The sequence below is a fragment of the Caulobacter sp. ErkDOM-E genome (genome assembly GCF_048541895.1).
Taxonomy (GTDB): domain Bacteria; phylum Pseudomonadota; class Alphaproteobacteria; order Caulobacterales; family Caulobacteraceae; genus Caulobacter.
Genome location: NZ_CP183331.1, coordinates 1,530,171 through 1,542,914, shown reverse-complemented (window position 1 = coordinate 1,542,914; position 12,744 = coordinate 1,530,171). Strand labels below are relative to the sequence as shown.

Annotated in this window: 11 protein-coding genes; 6 read left to right on the top strand and 5 right to left on the bottom strand. The window is 66.8% G+C overall.

Annotation, left to right across the window (positions count from 1 at the left end; translation table 11 throughout):
• Positions 1-55 precede the first annotated feature (55 nt).
• Positions 56-991 carry a M20/M25/M40 family metallo-hydrolase gene (locus ACN2C7_RS07570; protein WP_419320865.1) on the bottom strand — a complete coding sequence of 312 codons (936 nt, stop codon included), beginning with the start codon at positions 989-991 and terminating at the stop codon, positions 56-58.
• A 147-nt stretch (positions 992-1,138) separates the two neighbouring features.
• Between ACN2C7_RS07570 and ACN2C7_RS07565 the strand changes: the two genes are divergently transcribed.
• The 4 genes from ACN2C7_RS07565 to ACN2C7_RS07550 all read left to right on the top strand — a co-directional run bounded on the left by ACN2C7_RS07565 (position 1,139) and on the right by ACN2C7_RS07550 (position 3,215).
• Positions 1,139-1,387 (top strand): BolA/IbaG family iron-sulfur metabolism protein, encoded by a 249-nt coding sequence (locus tag ACN2C7_RS07565; protein ID WP_419320864.1) that lies wholly within the window; start codon positions 1,139-1,141, stop codon positions 1,385-1,387.
• A gap of 32 nt (positions 1,388-1,419) precedes the next feature.
• On the top strand, positions 1,420-2,283 hold the full coding sequence (locus ACN2C7_RS07560) for a hypothetical protein (RefSeq protein WP_419320863.1): 864 nt from the start codon (positions 1,420-1,422) through the stop codon (positions 2,281-2,283).
• 64 nt (positions 2,284-2,347) lie between these two features.
• Positions 2,348-2,689, top strand: a complete 342-nt coding sequence (gene grxD / locus ACN2C7_RS07555; RefSeq protein ID WP_419320862.1) for a Grx4 family monothiol glutaredoxin — start codon at positions 2,348-2,350, stop codon at positions 2,687-2,689.
• 106 nt (positions 2,690-2,795) lie between these two features.
• Entirely contained in the window at positions 2,796-3,215 is a 420-nt protein-coding gene (locus ACN2C7_RS07550; protein WP_419320861.1) for an acyl-CoA thioesterase, read from the top strand.
• On the opposite strand, the gene ACN2C7_RS07545 is transcribed toward ACN2C7_RS07550, so the two are convergent.
• The 4 genes from ACN2C7_RS07545 to ACN2C7_RS07530 all read right to left on the bottom strand — a co-directional run bounded on the left by ACN2C7_RS07545 (position 3,199) and on the right by ACN2C7_RS07530 (position 7,678).
• Positions 3,199-3,555: a hypothetical protein gene (locus ACN2C7_RS07545; protein ID WP_419320860.1), complete on the bottom strand. Its 357-nt coding sequence runs from the start codon at positions 3,553-3,555 to the stop codon at positions 3,199-3,201. The two genes, ACN2C7_RS07550 and ACN2C7_RS07545, sit on opposite strands and share 17 nt — an antisense overlap.
• An 86-nt stretch (positions 3,556-3,641) precedes the next feature.
• Complete coding sequence (gene htpX, locus ACN2C7_RS07540; protein WP_419320859.1) at positions 3,642-4,571, bottom strand: zinc metalloprotease HtpX; 930 nt, start codon at positions 4,569-4,571, stop codon at positions 3,642-3,644.
• A gap of 10 nt (positions 4,572-4,581) precedes the next feature.
• The gene (locus tag ACN2C7_RS07535) at positions 4,582-4,929 is read right to left on the bottom strand and encodes a zf-TFIIB domain-containing protein (RefSeq protein WP_419320857.1); all 348 of its coding nucleotides are present in this window, start codon (positions 4,927-4,929) and stop codon (positions 4,582-4,584) included.
• Positions 4,930-5,188: 259 nt separating this feature from the next.
• Entirely contained in the window at positions 5,189-7,678 is a 2,490-nt protein-coding gene (locus ACN2C7_RS07530; protein ID WP_419320856.1) for an ATP-binding protein, read from the bottom strand.
• Positions 7,679-7,913: 235 nt separating this feature from the next.
• On the opposite strand from ACN2C7_RS07530, the gene ACN2C7_RS07525 reads away from it, so the two are divergent.
• Positions 7,914-9,125 (top strand): NADP-dependent isocitrate dehydrogenase, encoded by a 1,212-nt coding sequence (locus ACN2C7_RS07525; RefSeq protein ID WP_419320855.1) that lies wholly within the window; start codon positions 7,914-7,916, stop codon positions 9,123-9,125.
• A 201-nt stretch (positions 9,126-9,326) separates the two neighbouring features.
• On the top strand, positions 9,327-12,608 hold the full coding sequence (locus tag ACN2C7_RS07520) for an amidohydrolase family protein (RefSeq protein WP_419320854.1): 3,282 nt from the start codon (positions 9,327-9,329) through the stop codon (positions 12,606-12,608).
• The last annotated feature ends 136 nt before the right edge of the window (positions 12,609-12,744 follow it).

Below are 12,744 nucleotides of genomic sequence, written 5' to 3'. Positions count from 1 at the left end.
TGAGATGGCCCGAGTTGCCAACAGGGGTGGCAATCCGCCGCGCCATTTGGGCCGATCAGTGCGCGGGCTGCAGGGTGTCCAGATCCCGGTCCAGCGCCAGGCTCGCGGCGACCACGGTGGCGACCGAGCGCTTGAAGAAGTCCTGCGGGATCGTGGCGAAGTCGTCGGTGCTCTTGTGATATTCGGGATGATCCTCGACCCCGAAATAGAGCCACCGCACGCCTTTGACGGCGAAGGCGTAGTGGTCAGACTGGCTGGTCCAGTTGTTCTGCGCGCCGTCGGCGTCGGTGTCGTGGCCCAGCTTCAGGCTGACCGGCGCGGTCGCCGCCACCTTCTCCAGGATCGGCTTCAGCGCCGGAAACGGCGAGGCGCCGCTGACATAGAGCTCGTTCTTCGCGTTCTTGCTCAGCATGTCGAAATTGATGTTCAGGGCGATCGTCGACAGCGGCACGGGCGGATTGGCGACGAAGGCGTGGGCCCCGCGCAGACCGCCCTCTTCGGCGTCGACCACCGCCAGGATCACATCGTGCCTGGGCGGACTGGCCTTGAAGGCTTCGGCGACAGCCAGCAGGCCGGCCACGCCCGAGGCGTTGTCGTCGGCGCCGTTGAAGATCTCGCCGCCCCGCACGCCCAGATGGTCGTAGTGGGCGGTGACCACGATGGCCTTGCCGTCACCCGCAGTTCCGGGAATGCGGGCCACCAGATTGATGGCGTCCACCCGGGTTCCGTCGCGCCGCGTGAAGCTGAACGGCTGCTCGAAGCTGGCGCCGATGGGCGACAGGCCGATCTCGCCAAAGCGCTTGAGGATATGCGCCCGCGCGAGCGCCGAGCCCGGCGTGCCCGGCGCGCGGCCCTGCATGGCGTCGTCCGACAGGATGCGGACATCGTCCAGCGCCATGGCGCCCGGCGTTGCGGCGCTGGCCGGGGCGGCGGCGCCCAGGGCGAAAATCAGGGCCAGAAGGCGGAGGCGCGGAGCGAGAACCTGAATCATGCCGTCCCTATGCCTGCAGACGGCTTCCAGAGGGAGTTAAATCACCTTAACCCTGCCTGTGGCCAAAAGCCGCCCTATCGTCTGCCGTACGCCCGTTCTTAAGACTTCCGGGGCATACAACCTTTCAAGGATTGGAGCTTTCCTCCCGTGCCCATGTCTCCCGCCGACCTCGAAGGCCGCCTGCACGCCGCCTTCCCCGACGCCGAGATCGTGCTGACCGATCTGGCCGGCGACGGCGACCACTACAAGGCGCGCATCGTGTCGCCCGCTTTCCGGGGTCTCAACCGGGTCAAGCAGCACCAGATGGTCAATCGCGCCCTGGCCGATGTGCTGGGTGGGACCTTGCACGCCCTGGCGCTCGAAACGGCGGCGCCGCCCGCAGACCTGGCCGACTAGCCGTGCTTTACCGGCCGTTCGGCAATTCGGGCATGACGGTTTCGGCGATCACCCTTCGCCTGTCCGACCAGTCGCGCCTGCGCGCCAGCGAGTGGCGAGCCCTGATCTACACGGCCATCGAGAACGGGATTAACAGCTTCCAGATCGACGGCGCTTCGGCGCCCTTGCTGCAGGGCGCGGCCGAAGCCTTCGCCTCGGTCGAGCGGCGACTGCTGTTCCTGACCTGGCGGGTGCGCGAAGAAGCCGGCCAGTTCACCGCCGCAGTCGTCGAAACCATGATGACTTCGGCCTTCGATGACCTTGGCCTGGACTATCTGGACCTGGTGCTGCTCAACGACCCGCTGGGTCCTGACCTGCCGGCCGCCGCCGGCGATGTGCTTCGCACCCTGCACCAGGGGCGAGCCATCCGGGGCCTGGGCGTGGCCAGCCGGGGCGACGTGGATCCGGCGCTGACCCGCTCTGGCCTGGTCACCGCCCTGTCGTCGCCGTTCAACCTGTCGTCGGGCTGGGCCGAGCGCAATCGGGTCCGCGCCGCCGTCAGCCAGAACCTGGCGGTGATCGGTGAAGACTTCTGGCCCCAGGCCCTGCGCGAGTTGGGCAGCAAGCCGCTGTTCCAGAAGCCCTCGCTGTGGCGGCGTCGCAGCGATCCGCTGGCCGATGTCGGCGGCTATGACTTCCTGACGGGCACCCAGGGCTGGAGCGCCGAGGAGATCTGCCTGGGCTACGCCCTCACCGAGCCCTCACTGGCCACGGTGCAGATCACCGCCGACACCCAGGCCGAGGTCGAACGCCTGGCCGCCGTGGTCGAGCGCGACCTGCCCAACGGCGTCTGCGCCCAGATCGAAATGGCGCGCTTTTCGGCCCAGGAACGCGAACGCGCCGCCAGCCAGCGATAGCGCCGGCTCTTGACCCGGGGACATGCGGCGCCTAGCTGAAGGGACTTGCAAGGATCTACCCGCCATGACTGACGCCGCCTCCTCCCCCGCCCTCGACTTCATCGCCAAGACCGTGACCGACCACGCCGTGGTGCTGTTCATGAAGGGCGTTCCCGACCAGCCGCGCTGCGGCTTCTCGGCCGTTTCGGTGCAGATCCTCGACCATCTGGGCGTCGAGTTCATCGGCGTCGACGTGCTGCAGGACGACGACCTGCGCCAGGGCGTCAAGACCTTCACCGACTGGCCGACCATTCCCCAGCTCTATGTGAAGGGTGAGTTCATCGGCGGCAGCGACATCGTCCGCGAGATGTTCCAGTCGGGCGAGCTGAAGACGCTGATGACCGAGCAGGGCCTGATCGAGGCTTGAGCCCCCCAGGCGAAGTGCAAAGCGGTTCGCCGCCCGTGGGGGGCTCAACCTCCTTTGAGAACGCGCGCCCCAACCCCGAAACCGCTGACACTTTCGGGGGCCGCGCGTGAGCCGGGTTTTCCAGCCCGCCGCCAACGCCTTCTCGATGACCTTCACGCCCACGGCGTCGGACATCGACGCCAATGAGCACGTCAACAACGTGGTCTATCTGGCCTGGGCCCAGGATCTGGCCATCGCCCATTGGGCGGCCCGGACCTCGCCCGAAGAGCGCGCGCCGTGGAGCTGGGTGGCCCGCCGGCACGAGATCGACTATCGCCGGGAACTACGCCAGGACGAGATCGCCACCGGCTACACCTGGGTCGGCGAGCTGAAGGGTCCGCGCTTCGAGCGCTATGTCCGCATCGACGGCCCCGACGGCGAGATGTGCGCCCAGAGCCGCACCGACTGGGTGCTGATCGACATCGCCGCCCGGCGCCCGGCCCGGGTGATGGACTGGATGGTCGAGCGGTTCAGCGCGAAGGGTTAGCCACCCTGAACCGCTCCCCGCGCCTCAGGCCCAGCGCCTCATAGCTGAACACGAGGTCGACCACCCCCGCCTCGCCAAACCGGCAGGTCTCCAGCCGTCGCCGCGCGAAGGCCAGCACCGCGCCGCCGGCGCCGCGATCCAGTCGGAACACGAAGTCAGCCTTGGCGACGCAGCCTTTCGAGGCCACGCGCACCGTCAGGCCGTGACGGTCGGCCGTCACGCTCACAGGCTCCAGCTCGGGCCATGTGACGTCGGACGCCAGAAGCCTGGGTGTCGTGGCGCAGCCCGCGACGACAAGGGCCACGCCGCAAACCAGCAGGGATCGACGGGATGGCGGCATGGACGGCGGTGCGATCCTGGAGGGCGTCTATGACCCTGATCCTTCAGGACGGAAACCGCCAGCGCAACGCCATTCTTGGACGCTAACTAGCTCCAGGGCCCCGTCCGGCGCGGTGTGCTGACCGGCACGGCCGTGCCCACGCGCCGGGCGCGCGTCCCCTGCCCCACGCCCAGGGCCAGCAGGGCCTCGACGCGGTTGTGGGTGGCCGGGTGGGTCGAGAACAGGTTGTCGGCCCCGCTGCCGTTCAGCGGATTGATGATGAACATGTGGGCCGTGGCCGGATTGCGCTCGGCCTCGTGGTTCACCGCGCCGCCGCGCGCATAGGCCTCGATCTTTTGCAGGGCCCGCGCCAGGGCGGCGGGGTCGCCGCCGATCTGGGCGCCGACCCGGTCGGCCTCGTATTCGCGCGAGCGGCTGATGGCCATCTGCACCAGCATGGCGGCGATGGGCGCCAGGATGGCGATGGCGATCGCGCCGATCATGCCGCCCGGCCGGTCTTCGTCGCGCGAGCCGCCGAAGAAGAAGGCGAAATTGGCCAGACCCGAGATGGCGCCGGCGATGGTGGCCGTCACCGTCATGGTCAGGGTGTCGCGGTTTTTCACATGGGCCAGTTCATGGGCCATCACGCCGGCGATCTCGTCGCGGTCCAGCATGGCCAGCAGGCCTGTCGTGGCGGCCACGGCGGCGTGCTGAGGATCACGGCCGGTGGCGAAGGCGTTGGGCTGGTCGTTCTCCATCACGCAGACCCGCGGGCGCGGCAGGCCGGCCTTGTCGGCCATGGCGTGGACCTCGATAGCATAGTCGCGGATGCGGCGGTCGGGGTGGGTCTCGTCGACCTCGACCGCGCCATAGGTCTTCAGCACGATCTTGTCGGCGTTCCAGTACGAGAACGCGTTCAGGCCGATGGCGAAGACCAAGGCGACCAGCATGCCCGTGGCGCCGCCGATCATGAAGCCGGCCGCCATGAACAAAGCGGTCAGGCCGGCCAGCAACATGTAGGTCTTGAGGTGGTTCATAGCTCTTTCGTCAGTCGAAGATGTCGAAGAGATCAAAACCCTTCTTCTTCTTGTAGTGACCCTGTTGGCCATAGCGATGACGATCATCGTCATCCTTGTAGCGTCGGGGCTCTTCGTAGCGCGGCGGCGGAGCATAGTGCTGCTGCTGCTGCGGCGGAGCCTGATACGGCGCCTGCTGACGCGGCGGCGGCGGCGCGGCCTGGCCGGCGGCGTCTTCGCGCTCCAGGGCCATCAGCTTTTCAAGCTCGCCGCGATCCAGCCACACGCCCCGGCACTTGGGGCACATGTCGAACTCGACGCCGGCGCGGTTCACGGCCTGCATCGATCCATCGCAGTTAGGGCACATCAGTAGCGGCATTTGGCAATTTCCCTATCCAGACCGGATGGGTGTTCCCGACGCTGAATCCGGACCGAGGGGGGGTGGGGGACACCGGACCCATACATCGAGAACACCCGATGCGGTCCGACATCACGAATGCTTGCATTCATTCGTCAGAGGGGCCCGGCCCGCTCCACAGAGTTATGCAACCGCAAGGCCCATTCAAGAGGGGCAATCGAAAAAATTCCCGGCCGCGGGCCGTCCCGGCCAACCCTCGCTGATCGGAATACGGGACCCCCTACCCCGCCACGCTGACCGAATCGACCGCGACGATGTTGCGCACGCCGGCCAGGGCTTCCAGCAGCAAGGCTGGATGCAGCGGCTTGGCCAGGTGCAGGTCCGCGCCTGCCGCCTTGGCCGAGGCGATGTGCTCCTCCATGGCGTTGGCGGTCAACATGATGATCAGAACCGGCGGCAGGCCCTGCGCCACTTCGTGCGCCCGGATCGCGCGGGTGGCGGTCAAGCCGTCCATGATCGGCATCTGCATGTCCATCAGGATGGCGTCAAAGCTCTGGTTCATCACCTCCGCCAGGGCGGCTGCGCCGTCCTCGACCATGGTCAGATCGACGCCGAACGGTTCCAGCACCACCTCGACGACCTTGCGGTTGGTGGGATGGTCTTCAGCGACCAGCACGGTCAGGCCCTGCAGCGAAATCTCCTCCTGGCCCTCCCGACGCGCGTCCAGCGCCTCGCCTTGGCAAGGCGGAAGCGGCAACTCGACCGAGAAGGTGGCGCCCGATCCGACCACCGCCCGCGCGTCGATTCTACCGCCCATCATCTCGGCCAGGGCGGCCGAGATCGACAGCCCCAGCCCCGTGCCGCCAAACTGACGGGTAATCGACTGGTCGGCCTGGACGAAGCGCTTGAACAGCCGCTCGCGCACCGTGTCATCAAAGCCCACCCCGGTGTCGGCCACGGTGAAGACCAGTCGCTCATCCGGGCGCTCGACCGTCAGGACAATCGAGCCCTGCGCCGTGAACTTGACCGCATTGGCCAGCAGGTTGGAGAGGATCTGACTGATCCGCCCGGAGTCGCCCAGATAGCAGCCAGACGCCTCCGGCGCGATCGACCAGGAAAAGTCCAGACCCTTGGCCTGGGCGACGGCGGCGTGCAATTCGGCCATGCCGCGCACCAGGCGATCCAGGTTGAAGGGCGCGGGGTTGAGATGGAACTGGCCGGCCTCGATCTTCGAGACATCCAGGATGTCGCCCAGCACCTGTTCCAGCAGTCGGCCCGATGAGGTGACCAGTTCGGCCAGCTCGCGACGGACCTGGGGATTTTCCTCCCCGACCAGGCGGTCGCCGATGGCGATGACGCCATTGAGCGGCGTGCGCAGCTCGTGACTCATATTGGCCAGGAAGACGGACTTGGCCCGGTTGGCGCGCTCCAGCTCGGCCGTCCGCTCGGCCACCCGGTCCTCGAGACTGCGGAGCAGCTCTTCATTGCCCTCGCGCTGCTGCCGCAGGGTGCGCGCCAGCTCGCCGATTTCATCCTGACGGGCCTCGACGCCAAGGGCCTGCTCGTGATCGCCCCCGCGCTCGGCCTTGGCCAGGACGTTGAGCGGCCAGGCCAGTTCGCGGCTGATCACCCGATACAGCAGCATCACCTGGACCATCACGCCCAGCACGCCAAACAGCAGCACCCAGGATGCGGTCTGGATCGAAGACAGCACCACGTCATTGGACGGGAAGGTCATCAGGAACCACCAGTTGGGCTCCTTTAACCGCCCATAGGCGACCACTCTGTCACTGCGCGCGTCGCGGATCGCGCCGATATCGCGGCCGGTCCCCCGAATCTGGCGCATCACCTCGCTGATGTGTTCCCGCGCCTCGAACTCGCGAAGGCGCGCAATCTCGACCACCCCGTTGCGCGCCAGGCCGGGTGCGGCGATCAGTTCACCGTCATTGGAGACGATCATATTGGTCCCGCCTGGCAGGGCGTCGCCGACGGCGCGCAGCAGATAGGAATCCAGGGACAGGGTGGTGCCCCAGGCCCCCATGAACCGGTCCTTGAAATAGACCGGGGTCACACAGGCTGCATTCAGGCCCCGGCTCTTGGGATCGGAGATCAGCCGGCGAAGCTTGGTGCACTTCATGGTCCGGCCAGGATTGTTGGCCGGCAGGGCAATCTGGGTCATCTCTTCCCCGGCAATATCCAGGGTCGGCGGCGCATTCTGGCGATAATAGATCAGCTTGTCGGGCCGCTTGGGGCCGAACATCACCATCCGCGTTTGCGGCGTCAGGAAATAGAAGTTGTCGTACTGGCCCATTTGGCTCTCGCCCGTATTGGCCACCACCTCCAGGGCCGAGACAAACAAGGCCTTTTCGTCGGGATCCATCTGGTCGGCCGCCTTCAGAAAGCCGCCGATACCATAGACGAAATGGGGTCCCGTCCGGCCGCCGTCATAAAGACCCGGCGCCGTGCGTCGAGTGCCGTCGCCATACGGCGGAAACAGGGTGTCAAACTCGGTCCTGGTCGCAGAGGAGTCGCGGTTTTCCAGGCGCTGGGTGAGGGCGAGGCTGGCGGCCTCGTGAACCTTGACGAGATTGGAAAACAGCCGGTCCTCGGTCTTCACCCGCTCGCCGACATATTCGGCCAAGTGCCGCATCTGGGTATCGGCGGCGCTCTTCTGCACAAACACAAAGGCCACGGCGGTCGCCACGCCCGTAACGGCGATCGACAGCACCGCGACGATCGCCAGCAGGCGCCGCGCCAGGGGCGAGGTCATTTCCGTTTTAGGCAGAAGGCTGCGCACGCCCGGTCAGTTCCTACCGATCTCCGCCAGAAGATCCTTGTTATCCATAAAGGCCCCGGTCTCCTAACAGCCCCTGAAGATACGCCATTCCACCGATCGGCTTTTCCCTTGCCGCGCAACAGTCTATAGCCAGCCCGTCCGCGCCCGCGACCTGGCCCTGTGCGCCAGATCGCCACAGTCGCGCCACCGCCGGAGGAAAGACCCCGCAATGGCCAAGATCAAAGTCGCCAACCCCGTCGTCGACATGGACGGCGACGAAATGACCCGGATTATCTGGAAGCTTATCAAGGACAAGCTGATCTTCCCGTATCTGGACCTGGAACTGGACTATTACGACCTGTCGGTCGAAAACCGCGACGCCACCGACGATCAGGTGACCATCGACGCCGCCGAGGCCACCAAGAAGCACGGCGTCGCCGTCAAGTGCGCCACCATCACCCCCGACGAGCAACGCGTCGAGGAATTCAAGCTCAAGAAGATGTGGAAGTCGCCAAATGGCACGATCCGCAACATCCTGGGCGGCGTGATCTTCCGCGAACCGATCATCTGCCAAAATGTGCCGCGCCTGGTGCCCGGCTGGACCCAGCCGATCATCGTCGGCCGTCACGCGTTCGGCGACCAGTACAAGGCCACCGACTTCCTGTTCCCCGGCAAGGGCACCCTGACGATGAAGTTCGTCGGCGAGGACGGCACGGTCATCGAGCACGAAGTGTACCAGGCCCCCGGCGCCGGCGTGGCCATGGGCATGTACAATCTCGACGCGTCGATCCGCGACTTCGCGCACGCCTCGTTCGCCTACGGCCTGGGCCGCGGCTATCCGGTCTATCTGTCGACCAAGAACACCATCCTCAAATACTATGATGGTCGCTTCAAGGACATCTTCCAGGAGATCTTCGACGCCGAATATGCCGAACAGTTCAAGGCCGCCGGCATCCACTACGAGCACCGCCTGATCGACGACATGGTGGCCTCGGCCCTCAAGTGGTCGGGCGGCTATGTCTGGGCGTGCAAGAACTACGACGGCGACGTGCAGTCCGACATCGTGGCCCAGGGCTTCGGCTCGCTGGGTCTGATGACCTCGGTGCTGATGACCCCGGACGGCAAGACAGTGGAAGCCGAGGCCGCCCACGGCACCGTGACCCGTCACTATCGCCAGCACCAGAAGGGCCAGAGCACCTCGACCAACTCGATCGCCTCGATCTTCGCCTGGACGCGTGGCCTGGCCCACCGCGCCAAGCTGGACGACAATGCGCAGCTGGCCGCCTTCGCCCTGACCCTCGAAAAGGTCTGCGTCGACACCGTCGAAAGCGGCTTCATGACCAAGGACCTGGCCCTGCTGGTCGGCGACAAGCAGTCGTGGCTGACCACCGAGGGCTTCCTCGACAAGATCGACGAGAACCTGAAGAAGGCCATGGCCTAGGACTCATCCGCCCCCTCCGGGGGCGGACGGTCGCGAAGCGACCCGGAGGGGGCAAGTGGTCGAAAGACTCGCCCCCTCCGCGCTTCGCGCTCCTCCCCCCTAGGGGGAAGAAGACAAGTCAGCGCCCTCCGGGAAACCGGGGGGCGTTTTCTTTGGTCGGCGCTTCGCTACTCTCCACCGCGATCGAGGGAGAATCACCAAATGAAGCGCGTCCTGTTGGCCACTGCGGCCGTCCTGGTTCTCTCCGCTCCGGCCCTGGCCCAGACATCCGCCCCCGCGCCCGAAGCGGCCGCCAAGGCTGACGCCAAGCCTGAAAAGCCCAAATGGGACGTGCGCAATCCGCCGGCGGGCTACACCAAGGACCTCAAGCTGGACGTCACCGAAGGCTCCTGGATGTCGCTGGACGTCAGCCCCGACGGCCGGGAAATCGTCTTCGACCTGATGGGCGACCTCTATGTCCTGCCGATCAACGGCGGCGAGGCCAGGAACATCGCCAGCGGCATCTCCTGGGACATGCAGCCCAAATACTCGCCGGACGGCAAGTCGATCGCCTTCACCTCGGATCGCGGCGGCGGCGACAATCTGTGGGTCATGGACCGCGATGGCGGAAATCCCAAGGCGGTGTCCAGCGAGAGTTTCCGCCTGCTGTCCCAGCCCGACTGGACGCCCGACGGCCAGTACATCGTCGGCCGCAAGCACTTCACCTCCAGCCGCTCGCTGGGGGCCGGCGAGATGTGGCTCTATCACCGCGCCGGCGGCAACGGCGTGCAACTGACCGAGCGCCGCACCCAGCAGAAGGACAGCGGCGAGCCGGCCTTCTCGCCCGACGGCCGCTATCTCTATTTCAGCGACGACGTCACCGAAGGCGGGGTGTTCGAATACAGCAAGGACCCCAATACCGAGATCTACGCCATCCAGCGCCTCGACCGCGAGACCGGCGAGGTGAAGAAGTTCCTCGGCGGGCCCGGCGGCGCGATCCGCCCCACCCCCTCGCCGGACGGCAAGTCGCTGGCCTTCATCCGCCGCGTGCGTTTCCAGTCGACCCTCTATGTGATGGACATCGCCTCGGGGCGCGAGACCAAGGTCTATGACCAGCTCGACCGCGACATGCAGGAGACCTGGGCCATCCACGGCGTCTATCCGGCGATCAGCTGGACGCCCGACGGCGCATCGCTGGTGGTCTGGGCCGGCGGCAAGATCCGCAAGATCGACGCCAAGTCTCACGCCGTCAGCGACATCCCCTTCCACGTCGCCGACACCCGCAAGGCCCGCGAGGCCGTGCGCTTCCCGGTCGAGGTCGCCCCCGAGCAGTTCGACGTCAAGATGATCCGCTGGGCCCGCACCGCGCCCGACGGCAAGCGAGTGGTGTTCGAGGCCCTGGGCCATCTGTGGATCCGCGACCTGCCCGGCGGCGCCCCGCGCCGCCTGACCAAGCAAAGCGACCATTTCGAGCTCTATCCGGCCTGGTCGCGCGACGGAAAGTCGATCGTCTACACCACCTGGAACGACGAGGACCTGGGCTCGATCCGGGTGATCCCGGCCACCGGCGGCGAAGGCCGCAAGGTCAACAAAAACCCCGGCCGCTTCGTCGAGCCGGTGTTCTCGCCGGACAGCAAGACCATCGTCTATCGCGCCTCGACCGACGGCGTGCTGCTCAGCACCCTGTGGACCCGCAATCCCGGCCTCTATCGGGTTGCCACCGCCGGCGGCGAGGCGAGCCTGATCAGCGACAAGGGGGCCATGCCGCAGTTCGGGGCCGCCAATGACCGGGTCTATTTCAGCGGCCGCCAGGACAAGCTGGCCGCCCTGAAGTCGCTCGACCTGAACGGTCACGAACCTCGCACCCACCTGACTTCGGAATTCGCGTCAGAGTTCGCCGTCTCGCCCGACGAGGCCTGGGTGGCCTGGACCGAGCGCTTCAACGCCTATGTCGCGCCCTTCCCCAAGACCGGGCGCGCCGTCAGCATCGCCACCGACGGCAAGGCCCTGCCCCAGACCCGCGTCACCCGCGACGCCGGCGACTGGATTCACTGGTCGGGCGACAGCGCCACCCTGAACTGGGCCCTGGGTCCGCAGCTCTACAGCCGCGGCCTGAAGGACAGTTTCAGCTTCGTCGAGGGCGCCCCCGCCGAACTGCCCAAGCCCGCCGAGACCGGCATCAACCTGGGCTTCAAACAGGCCGCCTTCAAGCCGGCCGGCAAGCTGGCCCTGACCGGCGCCCGCCTGGTCACCCTGAAGGGCGACGAGGTCATCGAGGACGGCGTCGTGGTGCTGGACGGCGCCCGCATCGCCGCCATCGGTCCCCGGGGGTCGGTCACGATCCCGGCGGACGCCAAGGTCATGGACCTGGCCGGCAAGACCATCACCCCGGGCCTGATCGACGCCCACTGGCACGGCTCGATGGGCTCGGACGAGATCATCCCGCAGCGCAGCTGGGTCAATTATGCGGCCCTGGCCTTCGGCGTCACCACACTCCACGACCCGTCCAACGACACCTCCGAGATCTTCGCCCATTCCGAGCTGCAGAAGGCCGGCCAGGTGGTGGGCCCGCGGATCTTCTCGACCGGGGCGATCCTCTACGGCGCCACCACGCCCTTCACCGCCAAGGTCGACAGCCTGGACGACGCCCTGTCCAACCTGCGCCGCATGAAGGCGGTCGGGGCCTGGAGCGTGAAGAGCTACAACCAGCCCCGCCGCGATCAGCGCCAGCAGATCATCGAGGCCGCCAACCAGCTGGGCCTGATGGTCGTGCCCGAAGGCGGCTCGCTGTATCAGGCCAACATGTCGATGATCATCGACGGCCACACGACCATCGAGCACTCGATCCCCCTGGAGCGTCTGTATGCTGACGTTCTTCAGCTCTGGCCCCAGACCAGGGTCGCCTATACCCCGACCCTGGTGGTGGCCTTCGGCGGCAATGCCGGCGACAACTACTGGTACCAGGCCACCAAGGTCTGGGACGATCCGCGCCTGCAGCAGTACGTCCCCCGCCGCCTGCTCGACAACCGCGCCCGCCGCCCGGTTCTGACCCCCGACAACGAACTCAACCACATTGCCGTCGCCCGCGAGGCCACCCGCCTCAACCGCCTGGGCGTCTCGGTGCAGATCGGGGCCCACGGCCAGCGCGAGGGCCTGGGCGCTCACTGGGAAATGTGGAGCTTCGTCCAGGGCGGCATGACCCCGCTGGAAGCCCTGCGGGCCGGCAGCCTGAACGGGGCCCGGGCCCTGGGTCTGGACAAGGACCTCGGCTCGCTGGAGCCGGGCAAGCTGGCCGACCTGGTGGTGTTCGACGCCAACCCCCTGACCGACATCCGAAACACCGCGACCATCGCCTACACCATCGCCAATGGCCGGGTGTTCGACAGCAAGATGAACGAGGCCGGCAAGCCGGAACGGCCGCCGTTCTGGTTCCAGAGCGGCGACGGCGAAGCCCTGAGCGTGGAGGCGACAAGCACGGAGTCGCACAGTCACGATCGCGACTAGGGGGCTTTCGACGGCAGCCAAGGCCGCTCTGCAGGAGGCGGGCATCCGCCGCCCGGGGCGGCCTGGCCATTTGGGACCTTGCCATGCGGGGACCGGACGCGCAGGAGCAGGACACGTCCTGTCTCCGCGAGTGCTC